The organism is Priestia sp. JNUCC 25, assembly GCF_053667915.1.
Window position 1 is genome coordinate 4843717 of record NZ_CM132211.1, and the last position, 25591, is coordinate 4869307.

23 protein-coding genes are annotated in these 25591 nt (G+C 38.7%); 2 read left to right on the top strand and 21 right to left on the bottom strand.

Translation table 11 applies throughout. From position 1 onward, the window contains the following. Positions 1-29: 29 nt before the first annotated feature. The 8 genes from lgt to uvrB form a co-directional block, all read right to left on the bottom strand. Positions 30-863 (bottom strand): prolipoprotein diacylglyceryl transferase, encoded by an 834-nt coding sequence (gene lgt / locus JNUCC25_RS25480; RefSeq protein ID WP_013059725.1) that lies wholly within the window; start codon positions 861-863, stop codon positions 30-32. A gap of 16 nt (positions 864-879) precedes the next feature. After that, positions 880-1815, bottom strand: a complete 936-nt coding sequence (gene hprK, locus JNUCC25_RS25485) for an HPr(Ser) kinase/phosphatase (protein WP_013059726.1) — start codon at positions 1813-1815, stop codon at positions 880-882. 190 nt (positions 1816-2005) lie between these two features. Beyond that, positions 2006-2371: a phage holin family protein gene (locus JNUCC25_RS25490; RefSeq protein ID WP_029319326.1), complete on the bottom strand. Its 366-nt coding sequence runs from the start codon at positions 2369-2371 to the stop codon at positions 2006-2008. A 2-nt stretch (positions 2372-2373) separates the two neighbouring features. Further along, positions 2374-2568: a PspC domain-containing protein gene (locus tag JNUCC25_RS25495; protein ID WP_013059728.1), complete on the bottom strand. Its 195-nt coding sequence runs from the start codon at positions 2566-2568 to the stop codon at positions 2374-2376. Between the two features lie 41 nt (positions 2569-2609). Further along, on the bottom strand, positions 2610-3701 hold the full coding sequence (locus tag JNUCC25_RS25500; protein WP_013059729.1) for a DUF4097 family beta strand repeat-containing protein: 1092 nt from the start codon (positions 3699-3701) through the stop codon (positions 2610-2612). A gap of 39 nt (positions 3702-3740) precedes the next feature. Beyond that, on the bottom strand, positions 3741-4052 hold the full coding sequence (locus JNUCC25_RS25505; RefSeq protein ID WP_013059730.1) for a hypothetical protein: 312 nt from the start codon (positions 4050-4052) through the stop codon (positions 3741-3743). A gap of 87 nt (positions 4053-4139) precedes the next feature. Then, entirely contained in the window at positions 4140-7016 is a 2877-nt protein-coding gene (uvrA, locus tag JNUCC25_RS25510) for an excinuclease ABC subunit UvrA (RefSeq protein ID WP_029319329.1), read from the bottom strand. Positions 7017-7022: 6 nt separating this feature from the next. Continuing rightward, complete coding sequence (gene uvrB / locus JNUCC25_RS25515; RefSeq protein WP_013059732.1) at positions 7023-9002, bottom strand: excinuclease ABC subunit UvrB; 1980 nt, start codon at positions 9000-9002, stop codon at positions 7023-7025. A 335-nt stretch (positions 9003-9337) separates the two neighbouring features. On the opposite strand from uvrB, the gene JNUCC25_RS25520 reads away from it, so the two are divergent. After that, complete coding sequence (locus tag JNUCC25_RS25520) at positions 9338-10999, top strand: sigma-54 interaction domain-containing protein (protein ID WP_029319330.1); 1662 nt, start codon at positions 9338-9340, stop codon at positions 10997-10999. Between the two features lie 65 nt (positions 11000-11064). Here the strand turns inward: JNUCC25_RS25520 and pruA are convergent, their stop codons facing one another. The 8 genes from pruA to ftsE form a co-directional block, all read right to left on the bottom strand. After that, a complete protein-coding gene (gene pruA / locus JNUCC25_RS25525; RefSeq protein ID WP_029319331.1) occupies positions 11065-12636 on the bottom strand; it encodes an L-glutamate gamma-semialdehyde dehydrogenase in 1572 nt (523 codons plus the stop codon). Positions 12637-12663: 27 nt separating this feature from the next. Then, positions 12664-13578: a proline dehydrogenase family protein gene (locus tag JNUCC25_RS25530; protein WP_025601664.1), complete on the bottom strand. Its 915-nt coding sequence runs from the start codon at positions 13576-13578 to the stop codon at positions 12664-12666. 315 nt (positions 13579-13893) lie between these two features. Then, complete coding sequence (locus JNUCC25_RS25535; protein ID WP_013059736.1) at positions 13894-14118, bottom strand: DUF2198 family protein; 225 nt, start codon at positions 14116-14118, stop codon at positions 13894-13896. A gap of 26 nt (positions 14119-14144) precedes the next feature. Next, complete coding sequence (locus JNUCC25_RS25540; RefSeq protein WP_013059737.1) at positions 14145-15335, bottom strand: PDZ domain-containing protein; 1191 nt, start codon at positions 15333-15335, stop codon at positions 14145-14147. Between the two features lie 162 nt (positions 15336-15497). Beyond that, positions 15498-16937: a S41 family peptidase gene (locus JNUCC25_RS25545; protein WP_013059738.1), complete on the bottom strand. Its 1440-nt coding sequence runs from the start codon at positions 16935-16937 to the stop codon at positions 15498-15500. Between the two features lie 173 nt (positions 16938-17110). Next, positions 17111-18319 (bottom strand): murein hydrolase activator EnvC family protein, encoded by a 1209-nt coding sequence (locus tag JNUCC25_RS25550; protein ID WP_029319334.1) that lies wholly within the window; start codon positions 18317-18319, stop codon positions 17111-17113. A 160-nt stretch (positions 18320-18479) separates the two neighbouring features. Beyond that, positions 18480-19370, bottom strand: a complete 891-nt coding sequence (ftsX, locus tag JNUCC25_RS25555; RefSeq protein ID WP_014457813.1) for a permease-like cell division protein FtsX — start codon at positions 19368-19370, stop codon at positions 18480-18482. Further along, on the bottom strand, positions 19360-20046 hold the full coding sequence (gene ftsE / locus JNUCC25_RS25560; RefSeq protein WP_013059741.1) for a cell division ATP-binding protein FtsE: 687 nt from the start codon (positions 20044-20046) through the stop codon (positions 19360-19362). The genes ftsX and ftsE overlap by 11 nt, the downstream gene beginning before the upstream one ends. Before the next feature lie 341 nt (positions 20047-20387). Here ftsE and JNUCC25_RS25565 point away from each other — a divergent pair, with 341 nt between their 5' ends. Further along, complete coding sequence (locus JNUCC25_RS25565; protein ID WP_025601660.1) at positions 20388-20924, top strand: flavodoxin family protein; 537 nt, start codon at positions 20388-20390, stop codon at positions 20922-20924. A gap of 25 nt (positions 20925-20949) precedes the next feature. Here the strand turns inward: JNUCC25_RS25565 and cccB are convergent, their stop codons facing one another. The 5 genes from cccB to prfB all read right to left on the bottom strand — a co-directional run bounded on the left by cccB (position 20950) and on the right by prfB (position 25547). After that, positions 20950-21264: a cytochrome c551 gene (gene cccB, locus JNUCC25_RS25570; protein ID WP_013059743.1), complete on the bottom strand. Its 315-nt coding sequence runs from the start codon at positions 21262-21264 to the stop codon at positions 20950-20952. 124 nt (positions 21265-21388) lie between these two features. Then, the gene (tatC, locus tag JNUCC25_RS25575; RefSeq protein ID WP_064472190.1) at positions 21389-22105 is read right to left on the bottom strand and encodes a twin-arginine translocase subunit TatC; all 717 of its coding nucleotides are present in this window, start codon (positions 22103-22105) and stop codon (positions 21389-21391) included. A 59-nt stretch (positions 22106-22164) separates the two neighbouring features. After that, positions 22165-22383: a twin-arginine translocase TatA/TatE family subunit gene (locus JNUCC25_RS25580; protein WP_013059745.1), complete on the bottom strand. Its 219-nt coding sequence runs from the start codon at positions 22381-22383 to the stop codon at positions 22165-22167. Between the two features lie 26 nt (positions 22384-22409). Further along, the gene (locus tag JNUCC25_RS25585; RefSeq protein WP_373274946.1) at positions 22410-24143 is read right to left on the bottom strand and encodes an alkaline phosphatase D family protein; all 1734 of its coding nucleotides are present in this window, start codon (positions 24141-24143) and stop codon (positions 22410-22412) included. A gap of 305 nt (positions 24144-24448) precedes the next feature. Then, positions 24449-25547 (bottom strand): peptide chain release factor 2 gene (prfB, locus tag JNUCC25_RS25590; RefSeq protein ID WP_115655064.1). Its coding sequence is split into 2 segments (ribosomal slippage): positions 24449-25483 and positions 25485-25547, totalling 1098 coding nucleotides; the frame shifts between segments, so codons are not numbered across the junction. Between the last annotated feature and the right edge of the window lie 44 nt (positions 25548-25591).

Sequence of the window (25591 nt, forward strand, 5' to 3'; positions counted from 1 at the left end):
TTTGTGTAAACCTTGTAGCTTTTCTTCATTTACGCCTTAGATTGTTCTTCTTCATTCTCTAAGTATTTCTGTTTACTCATTCCCGTCACGCGGCGGATAATAATTAAAATAATGGCTATTACAATCAGTGCAAGTGAAACAACTTGAGCGATTCTGAGTGTATGCGTCAGCATTAAGCTATCCGTGCGAAGCCCTTCTACAAAGAAGCGTCCAACTGAGTACCAGATTAAATAAGATAAGAAAATTTCTCCTTTTCGCAGACTGGTGCGGCGAAGTACCATCAACAGGATAAATCCAGCAAAATCCCATAATGATTCGTATAAAAACGTAGGATGATAATATGTACCGTTAATATACATTTGGTTAATAATGAAATTTGGAAGGTGCAACCCTTCTAAAAAAGCACGGGTAACCGGCCCCCCATGTGCCTCTTGATTCATAAAGTTGCCCCAGCGCCCAATGGCTTGGCCAAGGATTAAACTAGGCGCAGCAATATCAGCCAACTTCCAAAATGAAATCTTTTTTACTTTCGAATACACAATGGCAGTTAATACGCCTCCGATTAAGCCTCCATGAATGGCAATCCCACCTTGCCAAACCTGAGGTATTTCATTTAAATGCTTTGAATAGTATCCCCATTCAAAGGATACATAATAAATTCGCGCACAAATAATAGCTATTGGCACAGCAAATAAGATAAGATCAACAAATGTATCTTTTGATAAGCCTCTTCTTACGCTTTCTCTTGTCGCAATATAAAGACCTAATAGAACACCTGCACCGATAATTACGCCGTACCAGTAGACCGTTAGAGGGCCAATTTCAAGGAAAACGCGATCTAACGGCTGAATAGTTGCTTCCACAAGTTAACACCCTTTCTTATAAATCTTCACGATCTCCTTCTTCAATTACATCTGTTAGGCGTGCAGAAAATTGTTCTGCTGCGTTAATACCCATACGCTTTAAGCGGAAGTTCATTGCTGCCACTTCAATGATAACAGCTAAGTTTCGTCCCGGACGTACTGGCAATGTAATTTTTGTAACATCTGTATCAATGATTTTCATTTTATCTTCTTCTAAACCAAGGCGATCATAATGTTTCTGCTGATCCCATGTCTCTAACTGAATAACAAGTGAAATTCGCTTATAGCTTCGTACAGCTCCTGCGCCGAATAGCGTCATCACATTGATGATCCCTAGTCCTCGAATTTCAAGCAAATGCTCGATTAAACCAGGCGCATTTCCTACAAGCGTGTCTTGGTCTTCTTGACGGATTTCCACACAGTCATCGGCTACTAGGCGATGTCCCCTCTTAACAAGCTCTAGAGCTGTTTCACTTTTACCAACGCCGCTTTTTCCCATGATTAATACACCAATTCCGTATATATCAACTAATACGCCGTGCAGGGCAGTAGTAGGTGCTAGCCGGCTTTCAAGAAAATTCGTTAAATGGCTGGAAAGTCGCGTTGTTTTAAAGCTTGAACGCAGCACAGGAACTGACTCACGCTCTGAAGCTTCAATAAGTTCTTTCGGTACATCCATTTCACGCGAAACGATGATAGCCGGCGTGATATCTGTACACATCTTTTCCATTCGAACTTTTTTTTGTTCATCATCTAACTGTTTAAAAAATGATAGTTCTGTTTTACCTAACAGCTGGATACGTTCCGCTGGGTAATATGTAAAATAACCTGCCATTTCTATACCTGGACGTGAAATATCACTCGTTGAAATAGGACGGTCGATTCCTTCTTCTCCGCTAATAAGCTCTAATTTAAATTTCTCAATGATGTCTTTTGTACGTACTTTAACCACCGTGCATCCTCCTTTTATGAACAGTCATATACCTGTTCATGTCTACAGTATATCCAACTCTCGCTTTTATGTCGCGTTTGGTTCTACTAGCCACTTTATTTTATCATTAATACGGAAAGAAAAGAAAAAAAGATGGCATAGGCTGCATCGCCTTACCATCTTTTTTAGAAAATTAAGTATTGCAAGAAAGTTATCTTCTATTTTGAAGCGGTTCAACAATCACTCGTTGAATAAGCGCATTTAAAAGCGACATGATTACCGAGGCTAAAAGCGCTGTACCAAACCCGTCAATATTAAAAGAATCTCCCATAACACTTTGTGTAATCATCAGCGTAATGGCATTAATAACGAATAAGAATAGGCCAAGCGTAAGAAATGTCACCGGCAGGGTAAGTAAAATTAAAATCGGCTTAACAAACACATTCAAAATCGATAGAATCAAGCTCGCGATAATAGCTGCACTGACTGATTCCAAGTGAAAGCTGTCAATATAACCTGCGATTACGATTAATACGAGGGCATTGATTAAAATACTAATGATTCCACGTAATAACATTTTTAGAAATCTCCTTCTTCATTTGGAACTAAAAACACAAAAATCATATATAAAATGACCGGGGTACCTACTGTAAAAAATAAACTGATGATAAACAATACGCGCAGTAGTGAAGCATCTATTCCGATATACTGAGAAATACCGCCGATAACACCCGCAAGCTTGCGATTTGTTCGCGAACGATACAACTTTCGCACGTTAATCATCTCCTTTGCTTTTTTACTAAACCAAGCGTTTTCTATTTTATAACAATTGAGCCCGTTTTGGATTCAGCTAACAATTTATAGCCTTTAGGCGAAGCGATATTGGCTTTGAAACGAAGTTGTTTCATCACCGTTTCTTTTTTCTCATCTACTATTTCCATCTCAGGAAGTGTACATGTAAAATTCCCAAAGTTAGATTTCAAATCTCCATCAACGGAGAGGTGGGGCGGCGTATAGAGCGTAATGCTCCCCGTAGTCGTTTTGAAAAATGCTTTTTCAATGCGCTCTCCTTTTAAATACGTATCAATATCTCCGTTAAATGTTTGAACGTCAATTTTCTTTGTGTCCCCATCAAATTTAACCGTTCCATTGATTGTTTCAAGCTCACATTTTGAAGCGAGTATTCGAGAAAGTTCCATATGCCCATTTGATGTCTCCATTTCAAGAGAATGGCTATTCACATCGTAAAAGCGGATGGTACCATTAGCTGTTTTGGCTTTCAGGTCTCGTACGCTTAGTCTTTCCCCATCGATTGAACCATTAAACATACGGAGCTTGACGCGTTCATATTCCATTTCTGGAATATAAATAATCGCCTTCACCTTCATTTGTTTTTGCTGAATTGCAAAGCGCAATTTGCCATTTTCAATGGAAAATGCCGTATGCTGCAAGAAAGTGCGGCGCGCTTCATCCGAATTCTCTACTTTGTAGATAGCAGCTTCACATTCTATTCGTACTTCTGTACTTCCCCAAGGGCGGAGTTGGACGCTTCCATTTGCTAAATCTACGTCAATCTCTTGAATATATGCTTCTGATTGTTGAAAGATGTGCTGAACGTCAATCGAAGGCCCAAAGTTAAAATCTAAATCTCCTTCTTTTACTTTTTTTACCGTTTGATCTACAAATGTAAATAATTTTTCCTTTAAAGAGCTTTGAGATGATTTAGAAGCGTACGTTTTTTTCTGTTTTCCTCCTACATAAGGGGATAGCTCAGCTTTATCAGGCGTAGCATAGGAAGAATCATTAGCTGAGTCTTTTTCCAGTGAATTTAGCAAAGTTAAAGCCTCATCCACGCTAAGTTTTCCTTCTTCTACCATCTGTAAAATTTGTTTGCGCTTTTCACTCATACGTTCCATCTCCTCTTTACGTTTTAGTCATTTAACTTTCTACCTGCTTAATATTTGTATCCCTTTTACAATATTCCATACAAACACAACAACATTAACTAAAGAAACAACAACTAAAGCTACAATTAAAAGAATAAATACCGTTCCACTAGAGCCAGTAAGAGCAGGAAGCAAGAAAAATAAGAATAAGATCGCTGTAGCGATAGGTAATAAATGTGACAAAAATGCAGTTTTTGCATGTTTCTTTACTTCTATGTTATGAACAACAAAATAAATAATAATAGGTAATAAAAATGGTGCAAAGAAAACGCTAAAATAATTTAAGGAAGATAGTATGCGATTTCCTTCCATAATAATCAGCTCCTTATATCATGTATTACGGTTTAATGAGTTAAAAAGTTTCATTCTTTATAAAAAAGACACCAATGCTGGTGTCTTTTAACGAGTTAATGCCTCTGCTTTTTCAACTTTTTTCTCCATACGCTTACGGTCACGTTCTAAAATTGGCTTCAAATAATGACCCGTATAGGATTCTTTTACTTTTGACACTTCTTCCGGCGTACCCGCAGCCACAATTTGTCCGCCTTTATCTCCGCCTTCAGGTCCTAAATCAAGCAGGTAATCAGCAGCTTTGATGACGTCTAAATTATGTTCGATCACTAGAACCGTATCTCCATTTTCAACTAAACGCTGGAGCACTTTTAATAATCGTGCAATATCATCGACATGAAGACCGGTAGTCGGTTCGTCTAAAATGTACAGCGTTCTTCCTGTTGAGCGGCGGTGAAGCTCTGAAGCTAACTTTACACGCTGTGCCTCTCCACCAGATAAAGTAGTAGCCGGCTGTCCAAGCGTGATATAGCCAAGTCCTACATCGTAAATTGTCTGCAGCTTGCGCTTAATCTTTGGAATGTTTTCAAAGAAGTAAAGCGCGTCTTCAACGGTCATATCCAATACATCTGAAATGTTTTGATCTTTGTATTTCACTTCTAAAGTTTCACGGTTGTATCGTTTGCCGTGGCAGACTTCACAAGGGACGTATACATCTGGCAAGAAATGCATTTCAATTTTAATAATACCGTCTCCTCGACAAGCTTCACAGCGGCCGCCTTTCACGTTAAAGCTAAAACGACCTTTTTTATATCCACGCACTTTTGCTTCGTTTGTTTGGGCAAATACATCTCTGATGTCATCGAATACACCTGTATACGTTGCAGGGTTCGAACGAGGCGTACGGCCTATGGGAGACTGATCAATATCAATGACTTTATCTAAGTGTTCAATGCCTTTGATTTCTTTATGTTCTCCTGCTTTGCTTTTTGCTTTATGCAGCTTTTGCGCCAATGATTTATGAAGGATATCATTTACAAGCGTACTCTTACCTGATCCAGATACACCTGTAACAGCCGTGAACATACCTAACGGAAGCTTTGCTTTTACATTTTTTAAATTGTTTTCTTTTGCTCCTATAATTTCAATCATTCGATCTTTATCTATTGACCGTCTTTCCGCTGGAAGAGGAATAAACTTCTCTCCTGATAGATATTGACCCGTTAAAGAGTTTTCATCCTCCATCACTTCCTGAGGCGTACCTTGAGAAACAACAGCACCCCCGTGTACGCCAGCTCCTGGTCCGATATCAATTAAATAATCAGCTGCCATCATCGTATCTTCGTCATGTTCTACAACAATCAACGTATTTCCAATATCGCGCATATCTTGCATCGTGCGAATTAAGCGATCATTGTCACGTTGATGAAGACCGATAGAAGGTTCATCTAAAATATAAAGAACCCCCGTCAAACGAGAACCAATTTGAGTAGCTAAACGAATCCGCTGTGCTTCTCCTCCTGAGAGAGTTCCAGCAGAGCGGTTTAATGTTAAGTAATCAAGTCCCACGTTAATGAGAAAGCTTAGACGCTCACGAATTTCACGCAGTATCATATCCGCAATCTTCATGTCTTTTTCAGATAGGCTGAGACTTTCAAAAAAATCATATGCTTCTTTTACCGAGAAGCGGGTTGTATCTCCTATATGCTTTTCGTCAATAAGCACCGCTAAGCTTTCACGTTTTAAGCGATTTCCTTTACATTTTGGACAAGCTTGCTGAGCCATGTACTTTTCCATTTGCTCACGGATATAATCTGAACTTGTTTCATGATAACGGCGCTCTACGTTCCGAAGCACGCCTTCAAATTCGATATGATTTTCTCTTACTTGGCCAAAATCATTTTCATAGCGAAAGTAAATTTTTTCTTTACCGCTGCCATATAATACTTTATCAAATAAATGTTCCGGGATATCTCGCACCGGCACGTCCATATCGATGCCGTAATGTGTACATACGGCTTCAAGCAGCTGCGGATAGTATTGAGAACTTGTTGGCTCCCAAGGTGCAATTGCGTGCTGATGAAGCGTTAAGTCATAGTTAGGAATAACTAAATCTTTATCCACTTCCAATTTCGTTCCTAACCCGTCACACGTTGGACACGCCCCGTACGGACTATTAAATGAAAACATGCGGGGCTCAAGTTCTCCAATGGAGAAACCACATTTTGGACAAGCATGATGCTCACTAAAAAGCAGTTCTTCTTCACCTATCACATCAATAATTACTTTCCCTTCTCCAAGGCGAAGAGCTGATTCCAAAGAGTCCGACAAACGAGCGGCTACACCTTCTTTTACAACAACGCGATCAATCACTACTTCAATGGAGTGCTTTTTGTTTTTTTCCAGTTCAATTTCTTCTGTTATTTCACGCATTTCTCCGTCTACTCGAATGCGAACGTACCCTTCCTTTTTAATATCTTCTAACACTTTTACATGGGTACCTTTTCGTCCAGATACCACAGGTGCCAGTACTTGAAGTTTTGTGCGTTCAGGGTATTCTAAAATTCTATCTACCATTTGCTCAATCGTTTGAGATGTAATTTCAATTCCATGATTAGGACAAATCGGCTTTCCTACACGAGCAAACAAAAGGCGTAAATAGTCATAGATTTCCGTCACAGTTCCGACGGTTGAACGAGGGTTTCGGCTCGTTGTTTTTTGATCGATTGAAATAGCAGGCGACAATCCTTCGATCGAATCTACATCCGGCTTATCCATTTGACCTAAAAACTGTCTTGCATATGCCGAAAGCGACTCGACATAACGTCTTTGTCCTTCTGCATAGATTGTATCGAAAGCCAAAGAAGATTTACCAGAACCTGATAACCCTGTTAACACCACTAATTTGTCTCGTGGGATTTCAATATCGATATTTTTCAAATTGTGGGCTCGTGCACCTTTTACCACGATTTTTTCCATCGCCATGTTTTGTCACCCTTCCGCTTTTAATTCTAGAATCAAGTCACGAAGCTCAGCTGCGCGTTCAAAGTTAAGCGCTTTGGCTGCTTCTTTCATTTCTTGTTCCATTTCTTCTACGAGCTTTGCTTTTTCTTTTTTGTTGAGCTTATCAAATGCCGGTGCTTCTTCATACGTTTCTGTATCTTCTGCTACTACTGTTGCACGAATTGAGCCTCGAACTTCTTTTTGAATCGTTGTTGGTGTAATACCATGCTCTTCATTGTAAGCTTCTTGAATACTTCTACGACGCTTGGTCTCATTGATAGCAATGTCCATGGAGTTTGTGATGCGATCTGCATACATAATGACATGTCCATTAGCATTTCGCGCAGCACGTCCGATGGTTTGAATAAGCGATCGTTCTGAACGCAAGAATCCTTCTTTATCCGCGTCTAATATGGTTACTAACGAAACTTCCGGAATATCTAAACCTTCACGAAGTAAGTTAATTCCTACAAGCACATCGTACTTTCCAAGCCGCAGCTCTCGGATAATTTCAATACGCTCGAGCGTCTTCACTTCAGAGTGAAGATATTGAACTTTAATGCCGATTTCTTTTAAGTAGTTCGTTAAATCCTCAGACATTTTCTTTGTTAACGTCGTAACGAGTACTCGTTCATTTCGCTTAATCCGGTCATGAATTTCTCCAATTAAATCATCAATCTGCCCTTCAATTGGTCGAACTTCAATATTTGGATCCAATAATCCCGTTGGACGGATAATTTGTTCAATCACATCAGGTGCCTTCTCAAGTTCATAAGGACCTGGTGTTGCGGAAACATGAACAATTTGGTTAATATGCTGTTCAAATTCATCAAATTTAAGCGGGCGGTTATCTAATGCGGATGGCAAGCGGAAACCATGGTCCACTAACACTTGTTTACGCGCTTGGTCTCCATTGTACATTCCTCTAACTTGAGGAATCGTAACGTGTGATTCATCCACAACAAGAAGGAAATCTTCCGGGAAGAAGTCCAGCAGTGTATAAGGTGTAGAACCAGCGGGACGAAGCGTTAAATGACGAGAGTAGTTCTCGATTCCCGAACAAAAGCCCATTTCTCTCATCATTTCTAGGTCGTAGCGCGTGCGCTGCTCCAAGCGCTGCGCTTCTAAAAGCTTGCCTGCTTCTTTTAGCTTCTCTAGCTGTTCTTCTAGTTCTTTTTCAATATTTTGAATGGCAACACGCATTTTTTCTTCTCTCGTGACAAAGTGAGATGCCGGGAAGATAGCTACATGTTCACGATCACCAATGATTTCTCCTGTTAGAGCGTCAACTTCTCGGATGCGGTCAATTTCATCGCCGAAAAACTCGACGCGAATACAGTGTTCATCTCGAGACACAGGGAAAATCTCCACAACATCACCGCGAACGCGAAACGTTCCGCGCTTAAAGTCAATATCATTTCTTTCGTACTGTACATCTACTAGCGTACGAAGCAGCTGATTGCGCTCTTTTTCCATTCCTACTCGAAGAGATACGACCATTTCTTTGTATTCTTCCGGAGACCCTAAGCCATAAATACAGGATACGCTGGCAATAATAATGACATCTTTTCGTTCAAAAAGAGAAGAAGTTGCCGAGTGACGAAGTTTATCAATTTCATCATTAATGCTCGCATCTTTTTCAATAAATGTATCTGTTTGAGGTACATAGGCTTCAGGCTGATAGTAATCGTAGTAACTGACAAAGTATTCGACTGCATTATTAGGAAAAAACTCTTTAAACTCACTGTACAATTGACCAGCAAGCGTTTTGTTATGAGCCATAATTAGTGTCGGCTTATTTATTTCCTTAATAACATTAGACATGGTGAAGGTTTTTCCCGTTCCTGTAGCACCTAACAAAACTTGATGCTGCTTACCTTCTTTAATTCCTTTCACAATCTTTTCAATTGCCTTTGGCTGATCACCTTGCGGTTGATATGGGGATACTAATTCAAACTGATCTTTCAAATGAAGGCCTCCGTTTCTATTTTCTTGTTTTATCTATTTTTATTACGATATGTAAAAACCGAAAACACGAACTGATATTCGTATTTTATCACTTTATAATCATAAATGAAACTAGTGAGTATTAATCTTATATAGTGTTTGTTTGTTTTTATTTTTTACCCTGTTACTTTATTACCCACTAAATTCTTATACTACCCTTTTCGAAGGGAATACAACTCTTTAGATGAAAGCAACAAAAGAAAGTAAGCTGCGTTATTGTTTGAAAAAGATAGGCTTTTGCGCCAATTTCTAAATTATGATACAGTATAAAAAATATGTACTGAGAGGGGTTTAGTATGGCAAGCGTTGATCAAGTTCTTATAAATAACTCCTTTACAACAGTTGAAGAATCAACTTCTTTAGCTAAAGTGAAATCTGAACTTTCAAACTATGACTTCGTTGTAGTCACAGCAAATACCTTTTATGTAATACACAAAGATGAACGATACCTTTTAACAGGTCATGACAGGGCATCTTCCATAAAGAAAGTAATAGCGGATACAAATTGGCCTTCATCTTCTACTTCTACATTAGCCAATTTACAAGCCAACACAAACTGGAACAGACCAGTCCTCATTCAAGCAGAAAACCAAGAAACCACAATAGGACTTGTAACACCTTCACAGTGGATTACACATTTGCATAGCCAAAATGAGATATTAGCTTCCTATTTTGATACATTGGCAGAAACCATTAATGATGCAGTGACAGCGGTCGATAATGAAGGAAATGTAATCTTGTGGAATACTGCTGCGGAACATACGTATAAGATTCAGAGAGATGATATTATTGGTAGAAAAATCGGAGAGCATTTCAAAGATGAATCCATCATTCTACATACGATTCTAAATGAAGGGCGCCCTGTTCGCGGAACGTATCATCGTCCTAATGAACAAACTCACGTGCTCATCAATGCATCTCCTATTATAAGAAACAATCGAGTCATAGGTGGAGTCGCAACTGAACATGACATTACCAATATTGTAAGATTAAATGAAGAAATTGATGTGTCTCTTCTCATTCCGAAAGATAATCCATTTTCTTCTTTCGCGGGTATCAGTCCTGAAATTAAGCAAGCCGTTGACATTGCCAAAAAAGTGGCATCTACAGATATGCCTATTTTATTAACAGGAGAACCTGGTTCTGGGAAAGAAATGCTGGCTCAGGCCATCCACTACGGGGGATCCAAACATAAAGAACCTTTTTTATCTTTAAATTGCGCCACTATTCCATCGGGACTCCTGGAAATTGAGCTCTTTGGTCATCAAAAAGATGTCTTTTCAGAAGATCCAACGACCATTGCGGGAAAACTGGAGCAGGCTCATAACGGGACGTTATTTATTGAAGAAATTGATAAAATGCCTCTTGAAATTCAAGTGAAGTTTCTCCGTTACTTGGAAGAACGATCCTTTTATCACGTTGGAGGCACGGAAGAAATTCAAGTCCAAACCCGAATTGTAGCCTCTACCACGACGCCTTTGGAAGAGTTGCTAAAAGCCGGTGAATTCCATGAAAATCTTTACTATTTGCTGACCGTCATCAACATTATTATTCCGCCGCTTCGAGACCATAAAGAAGACATCGAAGCATTGACTCAGCAATTTGTACAGGAATTTAGTAAAAAGTATAAAAAGAAGGCTCCTTTCATCAGCTCTGAAGTTCTCGAAGCCTTTATGCAATACGACTGGCCAGGCAATATTCGCGAGCTGAGAAATACGATTGAACGAATGATTTTTCTAAGTGATCAGTCATTGATTACCCTTACGCACCTTCCTGACAACCTGAAGGATGCAAGTTCTTTCACAGAAGTTCAAAAAGAGGAAGATTCTCTTCAAGAAGCTAGGCTAATAGAAGAGACTCTTCAAAAAACCTATGGAAACAAAAGTGCAGCAGCAGATCTGCTTGGCATTTCACGCGGCACCCTTTATAACAAAATCAAAGAATATGGATTAAACTAATCAAAAAATTCGACACAAGCATTTTTAGCTTCGTGTCGAATTTTTTGATTTCCTTTAGACTGAACTTATTTCTGTTTTCTCGCTGTCATCTTCCCTTGTGTAAATAATAGAAGATAATCATACCCTCCGGCTTTCGAGTCCGTTCCGGACATATTAAAACCTCCAAAAGGGTGAACGCCAACTAATGCTCCTGTACATTTTTTGTTAATATATAAGTTACCGCAGTGCATAGTAGCTAACGCCCTTTGAATTCTCTCTTCGTTTTCAGAGAAAAAAGCTCCCGTCAAACCGTAGTCAGTTTCATTGCAAATCTCAATGGCTTCTTCCCAGTTAGCTGCTTTTGTCAACGCAAGGACTGGTCCAAAAATCTCTTCTTGCATAATTCGTGCTTTTGAATCCACATCTTTGAATACTGTAGGCTCTATATAGTAGCCATTTCCAGGAGCTTTAGCTCCCCCGGCAATAAGCTTTCCTTCCTCTTTGCCAATTTCAATGTAGGCTAATACTTTTTCATACGCTTTTTGATCAATAACAGGCCCCATAGAAGGATTGTCTTCAGGCAGTCCGACGGTTAATTCTTTTGTTAATGCGGCTACCTTTTGGGCAATCTCTTCATAAACAGATTCTACAACAATCGCTCGAGAGCCAGCAGAACACTTTTGTCCTTGAAATCCAAACGCAGATGCTACGATCGCTTGCGCTGCTGCATCTAAATCTGCCGTTTCATCTACCACAACGCCATCTTTTCCTCCCATTTCAGCAATGACGCGTTTCAGCCAAATTTGTCCAGACTGTACTTTTGAGGCACGTTCATAAATGCGACATCCTACTTCTCTTGATCCCGTAAAAGAAATAAAACGAGTTTGAGGATGTTCGACTAAATATTCTCCAACTTCTATGCCATCTCCAGGGATAAAATTCAGAACACCAGACGGAAGACCGACTTCTTCCATTAATTGAACAAATTTCGCAGCAATAACCGGTGCAGAATCAGCTGGCTTTAAAATAACCGCATTTCCAGATACAATTCCCGCTACAGTCGTTCCAGCCATGATGGCAAGCGGAAAATTAAAAGGTGAAATGACTACTCCTACGCCTAAAGGAATATACGTCATCTCTGTTGTTTCACCTTCTACCGGCGTTAAAGGTTGATGCTCATTCGTTTCACTTAAACGAATCATTTCTCGCGCATAAAATTCCATAAAGTCAATAGCTTCCGCGGTATCCGCATCAGCTTCTGCCCAGTTTTTCCCCACTTCATAAACGAGCATGGCAGAAAATTCATACTTTCTTTCTCTCATCAGCTCTGCTGCTTTGAATAAATAATCAGCACGTTCAGCAGGCGGGACGTTCTTCCATAATTGAAATGCTGCTAACGCTTCTTGCATTGCCTGCTCAGCATAAGCCTTAGTGCCACGGCTTACTCTACCAATCACTTCATCTACCTTTCCCGGGTTCGTAGAGACAATCACTTCTTCTGTTGAGATTTTATCTTTTCCAATCGTGAGAGGATATGTTTGTCCCAGTTCTTTTTTCACTTTCACTAACGCCGCTTGCATCGCTTGTTTATTCTCTTCTAACGAAAAATCAGTAAACGGTTCATTTTTAAAAACTGAGATTTTTGTACTTACTGTCATTTCAACCAGTCCCCTTTAATTAGAAATTTATTTCGCGAAGTTTTTCAGCACAAACCATACGTTGGCGGGACGCTCGGCTAGGCGTCTCATGAAATACCCAAACCAATCAATGCCGTAAGGAACATAAACCCTGACTTTATATCCTTCTTTTACTAGACGGTCCTGCAGCTCTACACAAATTCCATAAAGCATTTGGAACTCAAATTGGTCATTTGAAATACCATTTTCTCTTACTAATCGTTTTGTGTACTGAATCATTTCTTCATCATGACTTGCTACAGCTGTATAGTGCCCATTTAATAAATGCATTTTAATGATTTTTTTATAGTTTTCATCTACGTCTTTCTTTTCCGGAAATGATACTTCTGGTGATTCTTTATAAGCTCCTTTTACTAGACGTAAATTGGCTTGATATTGATGTAAGTCATTCATATCTTGTTCTGTACGATAAAGATACGCTTGAATCACAATTCCAACATTATCGAATTCTTTGCGTAATTCTTTATACATATCAAGGGAGATTTGGCAGTGCAAGTAGTCTTCCATATCAATTCGAACAAAAATATTATTCATCCTGGCCGTGTGTAGAATTCTGCGCATATTTTCCATACAAAGCTCTTTGCTAATATCCAATCCTAAAGAAGTCATCTTTAATGATAAATTTGATTGAACGCCCGATTCTGCAATGGCTTCTAGTGCCTGAATGCACATGGCAGTAGACAACCTGGCCTCCTCTTCTGTAAAAACAAATTCTCCTAAATGATCGAGTGTAACAACTTTCCCACTATTGTTAAGCTCCTTGGATGTTTGAATTGCTGATTCGGTTGAGTCTCCAGCAACAAAACGAGCTGCCCCCATCCTCAATCCATACTTTTTAGCTAATTTGTTCATTGAATGATTTTTGCCAAGCGACTGAAACATCGTTCTCATTAATACTTCCATTAATCCTAAACCTCCTTTTATTTTTAAAAAACAAAAATAAACTAAATTTTCAGATTAATAATTTTATTTTTCTATACCCTTCTCACATTTCTGTACACTTATTTAAATAGATTTATACACAAGTGTTTAAAATATTTTATACATAAACATATTTGTCTAATTAATTTGATTATACTCGTTCATTAAATGAACCGAAACAATATTGTTATAAGTTCTAACTCATTTTTTTACATAAAAAAGCTCTCCACGTTGTGTAGAGAGCTTTTGTGTACAGTTTAATAATAAGCGATTAACTTATCATCAAAGCAACAATCTTTATTTTCCAGCAGCTAACATGCTTTTTGCATATATAAAACCGATGGCTGCTGAAAGTAAATCTATTAAAATAATAAGCGGATAATCTGCGTACCCTTTATATACAGAAACAGCTATCAACAAAAGCGTCAGCGCTGTGGCAACATATAAGTTATATGTTACTCTAGCAAACAGAACAAGCAATATGGCGGGTAGAAAAACTGCGGCAATCGTTTTGACTTCCACAAACATTTCTCCTTTTTATCCGTCTTTTAACCAGCTTGTGAATCACGTTTTGTATAATTGTGTACAAACAAAATACCTAGTTCATGATGTTCGTTGTCATACAATGCTCGCTGAGTAAAGCGAACTTCTCCATTTTCGTCAATAACTTCTAGCTTACAAAAAGCACGGTTATTAACTTGTAATGCTTCATAAAATTTATGGACCTCAGATACAGCGATTCCATTTACCTTAATAATCACTTCTCCTACTTTCAAACCCATTTTCTCTGCCGGAGAATGAGGGATGATTCCTAATACAACCAAACCTTGTGTACGCTTAGTAAACAGTGCGGGCGCCTTTTCATCGCTTCGACGCTGCTGCAAACGAATCCACTCTCTTCCTATGATCGCTAGAATAACAACAGCTACAGCGGCAAGAGGATAAAAAATAGCAGCAATCGTAATGATCGTTAATCCCACGCCTAATGCTAATACACGCTTACCGGTAAATTCAATAGATTTAAACGGCACCATACTTTGAATTCGCTGATAAAAACCGATAGCAAAAGGAACAAAAAACAGGCTAAATGATGTTCCGTCAATAGATAACACAGGCCACCATGGAAACACAGACGTAATGGCGCTGCCTGGAATTAAGACAAAAAGCGGGACAACCCATAATTTTTGAGAGTAATGAGCCCCAATTTCCTGCCCTCTTTTACTTTTCACAATGGCTGGAGACGTCCCTTTTGCTCCAAATTTCCAAATTAAATATCCTTCTGCTAATACAAGCAGAGACATTAAAATAGTCAGAGAAGGTAAATCTGCGTTATGAGCTTGCACAGACCACGTTTGAATAAATCCTTCACCGAAACCAGATGCCGGAATAACCAAGGTTGCAAGCACAGCCAGTCCTACGGTGTAAGAAGGAGAAAGCCATTTAAACGTCCAAGGGCCGCTTATGATAAAAGTTAAAACAGCTACAAGCACAATCATTCCTATAGATACATAGACACCTAGCAACACGGTAACAACGGATAAAATCAACCCAATAATGATACCTGGAAAAAATAAATATTTTGCTTCTAAAATAAAATCAAACACGCGAACATGAAAATTCTGACGCTCTCTCTTGACGCGAGAAAGACCTACAAAAAACGAGACGAGCAGAAATAGATACGTTAACGGATGCAAAAACAAACGCCCGATACCTTTTAAGAGCTCTAATGCAAAATCCATTTTTTCACCACCTGTATTTTTCACATTTTTATTACAACATTTACGATTGATTGTTATGTATCATAGGCTTCTTTATTTTATCAAAATGCATCACTAACCGACAATGTTGTTTTTACTAAAAAAGTTCCGTGCTTTGGAAAAGCACGGAACTTTTTCTACTTCTTATTGACTAGCTAGCTTTAAAGCCGTTTGAAGCTGACGATCTTCATCTTTTGATTTAATTTTTTCTAGAAGTTTTGTTTGTAAAAGCGCTGCTGTATCTTCATCGATTTCACCTGTAGCTTTTTGCTTATTGGCTTTTTGGAATGCAGTTACAGCTGTTTCTGTCTCTTTACTAAAATATCCGTCTGTACGTCCAGGTTCAAAGCCAAGGCCTTTTAGCATCACTTGAGCATTCTTCACTTGGTCACCTGTCATATCACGTGTTAATGGCTTTTTATCAACTTGAATTGGATTTGCATAATAATAATCCGGCTGTTTGACTTCTACCGTTGGTTTTATACCTTTTTCGTTAATCCAGTTTCCATCAGGCGTTAGCCATTTATAGAACGTTAGTTTTAAATTACTGCCGTCTTCCATTGGAACAGCTTGTTGAACCGTTCCTTTTCCATAGGATTTTTCACCGACTAGCTTGTATCCTCCTGCTTCTTTTAATGCCCCGGCAAGAATTTCAGAAGCGGATGCACTTCCTCCATCAATCAAGGCCACAATTGGATAATCCTTTTGCTTTTTCATTGAAGAAACCACTTTTTGACGTTCACCGTTACGATCTTCAATTTGGATATATGGCTTTTTATTCGTTACTAATTTATCGAGCATTTTTTCAACGCTCGTTAAATAGCCACCAGGATTTCCCCGAACGTCTAGAACTAAGCCATCAATATTTTTATTTTCAAGTTTTTTCAACTGTTTCGTAAATTCGTCTCCCGTTGACTCAGAGAATGACGTAATTTCCATGTAGCCAATTTTTTTATTGTTTACATTTTTAACAGAAGAATAGACGGTTTCAATTGGAATCTCATCTCTTACAACTTTTACTTTCATCGTTTCTTTCACGCCTGGTCGTTGAACATCTAATGTCACGGTAGAGCCTTTTTTACCGCGAATTTTTAATACTGCTTCGTTCAATTCCAGACCCGCGATACTTTTACCATCGATCTTTAAAATCTGATCATTTGGTTTTAATCCTGCTTTTTCCGCAGGAGATTGTTTAAACGGAGCTACGATTGTTACTTTTCCATCTACCATGCTTACTTCAGCACCAATTCCCTCAAACGATGAATCAAGAGACTGCGTGAATTGCTGTGCCGTTTTCTTATCCATGTAAGATGAGTGAGGGTCTCCTAAGGTTTGTACCATTCCTTGGATTGCGCCATCTAATAATTTTTTGTCATCTACATCTTTGTAATATTTTGAAGATATCAGTTCATAAGCTTGCTTGATTTTGTCTAGCTCTTCCTTTTCCACTTTACTATCATTTGAAGAAGTTGTAAGGGGGGTACTGACCGTTCCAGCATTTGCATACTGAATGCCAAAATATGTACCTGCTGCTCCAACAACTAAGGAGAGTGCCATTAATAGTGCAACGATTTTCCGATTCAAGTTCTTTCATCCTCCTCAACCTTAAGCCATCTCTTCTTATTATAATAGATACAACCAAAACTATGTAATAAAAAGGATGCATGTGTTATTTGTAGCAAAAGGCACCACACAAATCAAGTGCGATGCCTTTTTGTTAAACTATATGTTGAGCTTGTACCACGTATGCTAGGAACTTAAAATTTAATATAACTTTCAGGGTTTACAGCGGAACTTTTGCCTTTCCAATCGCCTTTATGCAATTCAAAATGCAGGTGAGCACCAAACGAACGTCCTGTGTTCCCTATATAACCTAATTGTTGACCTTTATTGATAGATTGACCGCTTGAGACGCTGTAGCTCTCTAAATGAGCATAAACTGTAACCCACGTCTGACCTTCTACATTGTGACGAATAAATACAGCATTACCAAAAGAAGAAGAATGATATGCTCTAATTACCCTTCCGCTTGCTGCGGCTACAACTGGCACACTTTCTCCTCGCTTTCCAATATCAATACCGTAGTGTCCTCTTCCAAACGTTTCTCGATACCCAAAATGAGATGTTACCGGGCCCTTTGCCGGCCTCATAAACGACCCGCTTGTAACAGGGGGTGCCTCCTCAGTTGCCCCGGCTTTTTCAATTTCTTGCTGTTGAGCTTGTGCTGCATTTTTTTGATCTGCTAAAATAGAAGCTTGCTCTTCTAATCCAACGGCTTCTTCATTAAATTCTTTTTCCTGATCTTTGAGCGTTTGCATGAGCTGATTCTTTTCATCCACTTGTTTTTGCAGCTGCGCACGAAGATTTTTAAGTTCTTCAAGCGCTTGATTTACTTCCGTTAGCTTGTTTTGAACTTTTGTTTCTTTCTCTTCTTTTGCCTTTTTATCAGCTTCATGCTGAATTAACAAATCGCGGTCAGCCCCTACAATTGTCGAAACCGCACTCACTCTGCTAATAAAGTCCCCGAAGCTTTCAGAGCCTAGCAGTACATCTATGTAATCCACAGACCCGCCATTTTCCTGTAAAGCACGAGCACGTTTTTTTAATAGCTCATTTCGTTTGTCAATTCGTTTTTTTACAACGTCAATCTCGCTTTTCACCTTTTCGATGTCTTGCTTTGCTTTTTCTACTTCAGATTCACGGCTGCGGATATCTGCATTCGTTTGTCCGACTTCTGAATCCAAGCGCGCGATCTCAGCTTCTTCGTTTTTTTGCTTTTCTTGAACCTCTTTTAATTTCTCTTTATTTTGATTAATATTTTGGTTCACATCATCACTTTTTTTCTCTAAATCACTGAGTTTAGTAGTGCTGGCACTTTGTGCATAAGCAATTTTTTCATTACCTATCCAAGCCGCACTTAGTCCAACTAAAACTGCTGCTGTCATTACTAATGTCTTACGTGTCATTTGTTTCTCCCCATCTGCACATATTTCCCCGTATAAACGGGCATTAGTAAGACCCCCATTAGCACTTTTTTCTATTTTTATGTGTAATTACACAACAACCTCACATTTGATAAGCATCAAATGTGAGGTTGTTGTAATCTATTATGTTAAAAATCTATTCTTATTTTCGCAAGAACTTACGGATGGATAATGTACTTCCCCACATCCCAATTAGACCGCCGATCACTAGTAATAATAGCGACACTTGAAGCACGAATGGAAAGGCAGGTAAAAGTTCGAAGAATCCATCAAACTTAGGTTGAACTTCATTATATAAAACGCTGTACACACCGATAATAACTGCAATTGGCACAATAGAACCAAGCACTCCTAAAAACAGACCTTCAATAAAGAACGGCCAGCGAATAAAGGAGTTTGTGGCTCCAACTAAGCGCATAATTTCAATCTCTTCACGGCGAGCTACAATCGTAATTTTAATTGTATTTGAAATTAGGAACATTGCTGTAAATAGAAGCCCTAAAATCAGCACTACTCCGATATTACGAGCTACTTTCAGCACTTTAAATAACTTTTCAACTTGATCTTGTCCGTATTGAACTTTTGCTGCATACGGATATTTCTCAATTTGTTTAGCTACTTTTGCGACATCAGTCGGCTCTTTTGTTTTAACAACAAATACATCATTTAATGGGTTTTGCTGTTCAAACGGTTCAAAAGCTTGTCCTTCATCACCCATACTATTAATTAAATCTTTTAACTCTTTATCTTTAGAAGAAAACGTCACCGTATCAACTTGCTTAATTGCATCTAGCTTTTCTTTCATTGCTTTTCGATCATCTGCTGTCGCTGCAGCATCAACGTGAACGCGAATTTCCACATCATTTTCAATCAATTTAGCAATGTGGTTTAAATTCATCATCAACATAAAAAATACGCCTACAAGCAAGAGCGTCACGGTAACAGCACTTGCAGATGCGAATGTCATCCAACCGTTTCTTCCTAAACTTTTAGATCCTTCACGTAAGTGGCGACCGAATGTCCTAGCCTTCATATCCGTATTCACCTCTTACTTCATCGCGCACAACATTTCCATTTTCAATCGCAATTACGCGCTTTCGAATTGCATTTACAATTTCACGGTTATGCGTTGCCATTAAAATAGTCGTACCGCGTTTATTAATCTCCTCAAAGATATCCATGATTTCCCACGAAGTCTCCGGATCAAGATTCCCTGTCGGTTCGTCGGCGATGACAACCTTAGGACTATTCACAATTGAACGCGCAATAGACACACGCTGCTGCTCTCCTCCAGATAGTTCATCAGGGAAAGAATCCATTTTACCCTTTAACTTAACAAGCTCTAGCACCTCTAGCACTCGCTTTTTAATTTCTTCGGGACTTTGCTCAATTACTTCTAGTGCAAAAGCAATGTTTTCATAGACTGTTAATTTTGGAAGCAGCTTGAAATCCTGAAAGACTACACCAATATGACGTCTAAAGATAGGAACTTTGCTATCTTTTATTTTTGCTACATTTGCACCGTTTACAATGATATTTCCCGAAGAAGGCTTTTCTTCACGATACATCATTTTAATAAAAGTGGATTTTCCTGCTCCACTTGGTCCTACGATATAAGCAAACTCACCTTGATTAATCTTGATGCTAATGCCATTGATTGCTTTTACACCGTTCGGATACGTTTTATATACATTTTGCATTTCAATCATAAGTAATCACCTAATCAAGTGTGTTATTTTAATACTATGTAAAACTTGTCAAAATACGACAAAACTCTACAATTCAAACCAAAAATTCGACTCTTCTCACGCGCTTTCTCATTATAACATCACTCTTCGTGAAAATAAGCCCCAAAAATATTACATTTTTATTTCAAATATGACATAAGTAGGATATTTTTAGTAAGGCATGAGAATTTATCCTTATTTTTAATTTTGTTATTTTTTACTGTTTATTTGCTTCTTATGAATATCGTTAGGCAGAGCACATTTATGTCTACTTTTGTACAAACAAGGTATGATAAATAAGAAAAAAGATGAGGAGAGATAGCATGATCACCATTTATGGAAGTTCACGAGAAAATGGAAATACGGAAGAATTGGCTAAAGCAGTCTTAAGTGGCATTGATACTGAAGAAGTTTACTTACGTCATCATACCATTCACCCCATTACTGATATGCGTCACGATGAACTTGGGTTTACCAATCAACAAGATGATTATTATGATATAGCGAAAAAGATGGCAGCGCATGACACTATTTTATTTGTTACGCCTCTTTACTGGTACGGTATGAGCGGATTAATGAAGAACTTTGTGGATCGTTGGTCTGAAAGTCTTAGAGATTCGACAATCAACTTTAAAGAACAAATGAAAAATAAGCGCGTGTATGTATTAGTAGTAGGAGGCACAGGCGCATCTGTAAAGGCTCTTCCTCTTATTATGCAATTTCAATACATTGTCGATTTTATTGGCTCTTCTTTTAGCGGATACATCATTGGAGAAGCAAATGCACCTGGAGACATAGCGAAAGATGTCAAAGCTCAACAGCAGGCCGTTGTCTTAAACCAAAAATTAAAGCAGTTTTAACACAAAAATAAGACGGATATCCGTCTTATTTTTTCTTTGCCAGCCAAGCGGCAACTTTTTTTGCATCTTCTTCATTAATCAGTCCCTTTGGCATACCGCCTTGACCATTATTGATAATGTTTTCAATTTCAGCTTCTGAGTGCTTGCTGCCTACATGCTGCAAGCTCGGCCCATTTGCTCCTCCTAAATCTACACCGTGACAGCCTGTACAGTTTTTCTTCACAATATCTTCTGCACTCGCTGAAGATTCACCAGCAGATTCATTTTTAGAGCTTCCTCCGCCGCACGCGGACAAAACAAGCGCTAGACCGATTGTTAACGTCAGTAATACTTTTTTCAAGCCTTCTCCCCCTTGCTGTAGAGTTTTCACTCTATTATAACCTACTCCAGAATGTTTAAAACACTCTGTTTACAAGGACTTTGTTTCAATTTCATGAATTCTCTCATCACACTTATGTATACGATTAAGCAATTGATTCGTTTCCTAAACGTTTTTTGTATACTACGCGCGAAATTGTCACACTGAGCTCATATAAAAGCAGAAGTGGGACAATAACTAAAATATCTGAAATAAAATCAGGAGGAGTAATAAGTACGGATATCACAATTAAAACAAAATATGATAGCTTCCTTGCTCTAGCTAACCTTAATGGATTTAGAACCCCTAAGCGCGTTAAGAATAGAACAACTAAAGGCATTTCAAATAAAAAACCAAACGGTAAACAAAGATTAAGCATAAAACGAAAATAATGCTCAGCCGTAAACATCAGTGAAAACTGATCATTCGACAGGCCCGTTAAAAATGCTAAAACCATTGGAAATAAAATAAAATAACCGAACCCCAGCCCGCTTACAAACAAAAGAAAAAAGAATGGAATGAAGGTAATCAGAACCTTATATTCTTCCTTTTTTAACCCAGGTGAAACAAACTGAAATACTTGATAAGCAGCTACTGGAAGTGTAAAAGCAAGCGCAAAAACAAATGCAATCACCATATAAATCCATACGATTTCACTTGGTCCAAGTACCGCAAGCTTGCCGTCCAAATCTTTCACTAGCCACTGATAAATATCTTGTACAAATACAAAACTGACAATAAGTAAAACTACAAATGCACAAAGTGTTTTAATAATACGAACACGCAATTCTTCAAGGTGCTCAATCAAGCTCATTTCTCCCATTGTATTTCTCTCCTTTCTGACAAGTAGAAATAGACGAGTTTCCTCGTCTATTTCCTTACTTACAATGTGGATTCATTCTCTTTTTGTTCAGAAACGGTTGCAGTCTGCTTTTCTTTAACACTTTCATCATCTGATACGAGCCCTTTTGCTGCTCCTTTAAATTCAGTTAATGTTCGTCCAAACGCTCGTCCAACTTCCGGCAGCTTAGACGGTCCAAAAATTATTAAGGCAATGACTAAAATAATAACCAAACCAGGGATTCCAATATTAGAAAACATACTTGACCTCCTTTTCCTTACTCAGTTTACTGCTGGACTTTTTCTTTCTTTTTCAACTCTTGTTTTTCATGTGCTTTCCCGTGTGCCCGCATACGATCTTCCTCTACTTCCTTAGAAATCTTTAGTCCACGCGGTACGTTATTTACTTCAACTTCCTTCATACCTTTGCCATCTTTTTTATATTGAAAGGAAGCTCGAGTTGAAATTTCTGCACCAGGTTCTGTTACAAAAGGCACAACGCGATAATCGGCTTGCCATACATCAGGAGTCACCGTACACCTTACATATCCTCTGTAATCATTAAAAAATGTGAGGTGTGGATTTTGACTTAAAATTTTATCCGTATCAGCTCGTTTATCTGCTCCGTCCCCTCCGGAAGTGATGGAGGTGCCGATGAACTCTGCACCAATAATTCTTGAATTAAGGTTAGCAAAATCCGCGTATAAGTTAGAAGCCCAGTTAGCGTGTACATCTCCAGTTAGTACAATGACGTTTTCCAACTTTTTCTTTTCAATAAAATCAATGACGCGCTGACGATTCGCCGTATACCCATCCCATGCATCCATGCTGTATGTAGGCTTAGCAGCCGTTCCAAATTTTCTTGGCGCAAAGAAAATTTGTTGAGCCAGTACGTTCCAATGACACGCTGACTTTTCAAGATTAGTAAACAGCCATTTTTCTTGTTCATTCCCCAATAGCGTACGTTTGGGATCAAGAGATTCTGGCGTTTGCGGCTTTGTTCCGTCTCCGTTTGCTTGATCGTCTCTGTATTGACGCGTATCCAACACTTGAAAAGAAGCTAGTTTTCCATATGAAAAGTCACGATATAATCTCATATCCGCTCCGTGGGGCAAAGATGTTTGACGCAAAGGCATGTGTTCGTAATAAGCTTGATAAGCTGCCGCACGGCGTTGGATAAATGCTTCTACTGATTGGCCTTTTTCAGGAATTACATTTGCATAATTGTTTTCTACTTCATGATCATCCCACGTCACAATCCACGGAAAAACAGCGTGAGCAGACTTCAAATTGGCATCTGACCTGTACTGAGCATGCCTGTTTCGATAGTCTTGCAGCGTTTGAATTTCTGCGCTGCTGTGAGTACGAACGTTTCCGCTTGCAGCCACGTACTCGTTTGGTCCATATTCATAGATGTAATCACCCAAATGAACGACAAAATCTAATTGCTCTTTAACCATATGCTCATAGGCTGTAAAGTACCCATGTTCATATTGCTGACACGAAGCAAATGCAAACGTCATACTGGCTACTTCTGCATTTGCTGAAGGAAGTGTTTTTGTTTTTCCAACCGGGCTTAACTCATGGCCGCTTTTAAATCGATAATAATAAATATGACTCGGCTTCAATCCTTTTACATCAACGTGAACCGAATGAGCAAGTTCAGGTCTAGCCACTTCTGTTCCTCGTTTGACAATTCGATGAAAGTCTTCATCTTCACTAAGCTCCCATTTTACTGGAATAGGTTGATTAGGCATTCCCCCGCCATTCAACGGGTCTGGTGCTAATCTTGTCCAAAGAACAATGCTATCTGCTAAAGGATCTCCTGATGCGACGCCTAGAGTGAACGGATAACTTGAAAATTTAGGCGCTGCAGCTGAAACTTCTACTGCATTTAAACCAATAGACTGAGCAATTGTTAAGCCAAGTGATACTCCCGCTACTTTTCCAGCTCCTTGCAAAAAACGCCGTCTATCAAACCCTTTACTCGAAGAAAAGCTATTCTGTTTCACTTGCTCTATTAATTCGTTTAACGATTTATTTTCCACTGCACATGCCCCTTCCTCATGATTTAACTCAAATTATAAATACTGTTTGTAAAAGGAATATAAAGGATTGTAAAGAAGCACTTACTGCAAAACAGGTATTTTTAACCATTTTGTTTCATTGACAAAATAAGCGAACTGACGACAGCAACCTTTAAATTTCTGCATTTTCTTAATTTTCTTTTTAACAATAGTTCTTTACGCTCGTTTTTCTTCATCCAAATTTCACAAATTCCCAACAACTAAAAAAAGGCAGCATACCTAAGTATGCTGCCTTTTGATTAAATATGAGAACGTAAATATGCATCGATAAACGGATCTAGATCTCCATCCATTACGCTTTGCGTGTTTCCGACTTCCGTATTTGTGCGGTGATCTTTTACTAATGAATACGGATGGAATACGTACGAACGAATTTGACTTCCCCACCCAATATCTTTTTGTTCTCCGCGAATTTCAGCTAGCTGTTCTTGCTGCTTTTCAATTTCTAATTGATACAGCTTAGATTTTAACATTTTCATTGCTTGCTCACGGTTTTTAATTTGTGAACGTTCCGTCTGACAAGATACGACTACATTAGTTGGGAGGTGAGTAATACGAACAGCTGAATCTGTTGTATTGATATGCTGACCTCCGGCACCGCTTGCACGATACGTGTCAACCTTCAAATCTTCCGTACGAATATCAATTGAAATTTCATCATTAAATTCCGGCATTATGTCGCACGAGACGAATGATGTATGACGACGGCCTGATGAATCAAACGGAGAAATACGAACGAGACGATGAACGCCTTTTTCAGCTTTTAAATACCCATACGCATTATGACCTTTAATTAAAAGCGTTACACTTTTAATACCAGCTTCATCTCCAGGTAAGTAATCAAGCGTTTCTACTTTGAAACCTTTTTTCTCCGCCCAGCGCGTATACATACGCAGTAACATTGAACCCCAATCCTGTGATTCTGTTCCACCAGCACCTGGGTGCAGTTCTAAAATGGCATTATTTTTATCATACGGCTCGCTTAAAAGCAGCTGTAATTCAAAGTCATTCATGCCTGATATAAGCTCTTTTAATTCACTAACTAGTTCTTCTGCTAAATCTTCATCGTATTCTTCTTTTACAAGTTCATAAGACACTTGTAAATTTTCATATGTTTCATCCAAGTGGTTAAATTGATTTACTGCATCTTTCAAACCATTGGCTTCATTAATAACAGTCTGAGCTGCCTGCTGGTCATTCCAAAAATTTGGATCAGCCATAGTCTCATCTAATTCATCGATACGAGCTTGTTTTGTATCGAGGTCAAAGAGACCCCCTAAAGTCCGCTAATCGCTTAGCTGTTTTGTCAAGTTCTTGCTTAATTTCTACTAAATCCATGAGTTGAACACCTCTATTTTATTTTTGACGCACAGGAAGGAAAT

Excerpts from the sequence above, each read along its gene's own strand:
- JNUCC25_RS25490 (WP_029319326.1), bottom strand. The coding sequence starts at position 2,371 with ATGTTATTACGTGGAATCATTAGTATTTTAATCAATGCCCTCGTATTA.
- JNUCC25_RS25500 (WP_013059729.1), bottom strand. The coding sequence starts at position 3,701 with ATGAGTGAAAAGCGCAAACAAATTTTACAGATGGTAGAAGAAGGAAAA.
- JNUCC25_RS25505 (WP_013059730.1), bottom strand. The coding sequence starts at position 4,052 with ATGGAAGGAAATCGCATACTATCTTCCTTAAATTATTTTAGCGTTTTC.
- uvrA (WP_029319329.1), bottom strand. The coding sequence starts at position 7,016 with ATGGCGATGGAAAAAATCGTGGTAAAAGGTGCACGAGCCCACAATTTG.
- JNUCC25_RS25520 (WP_029319330.1), top strand. The coding sequence starts at position 9,338 with ATGGCAAGCGTTGATCAAGTTCTTATAAATAACTCCTTTACAACAGTT.
- pruA (WP_029319331.1), bottom strand. The coding sequence starts at position 12,636 with ATGACAGTAAGTACAAAAATCTCAGTTTTTAAAAATGAACCGTTTACT.
- JNUCC25_RS25530 (WP_025601664.1), bottom strand. The coding sequence starts at position 13,578 with ATGGAAGTATTAATGAGAACGATGTTTCAGTCGCTTGGCAAAAATCAT.
- JNUCC25_RS25540 (WP_013059737.1), bottom strand. The coding sequence starts at position 15,335 with ATGGATTTTGCATTAGAGCTCTTAAAAGGTATCGGGCGTTTGTTTTTG.
- JNUCC25_RS25550 (WP_029319334.1), bottom strand. The coding sequence starts at position 18,319 with ATGACACGTAAGACATTAGTAATGACAGCAGCAGTTTTAGTTGGACTA.
- ftsX (WP_014457813.1), bottom strand. The coding sequence starts at position 19,370 with ATGAAGGCTAGGACATTCGGTCGCCACTTACGTGAAGGATCTAAAAGT.
- ftsE (WP_013059741.1), bottom strand. The coding sequence starts at position 20,046 with ATGATTGAAATGCAAAATGTATATAAAACGTATCCGAACGGTGTAAAA.
- JNUCC25_RS25565 (WP_025601660.1), top strand. The coding sequence starts at position 20,388 with ATGATCACCATTTATGGAAGTTCACGAGAAAATGGAAATACGGAAGAA.
- tatC (WP_064472190.1), bottom strand. The coding sequence starts at position 22,105 with ATGGGAGAAATGAGCTTGATTGAGCACCTTGAAGAATTGCGTGTTCGT.
- JNUCC25_RS25580 (WP_013059745.1), bottom strand. The coding sequence starts at position 22,383 with ATGTTTTCTAATATTGGAATCCCTGGTTTGGTTATTATTTTAGTCATT.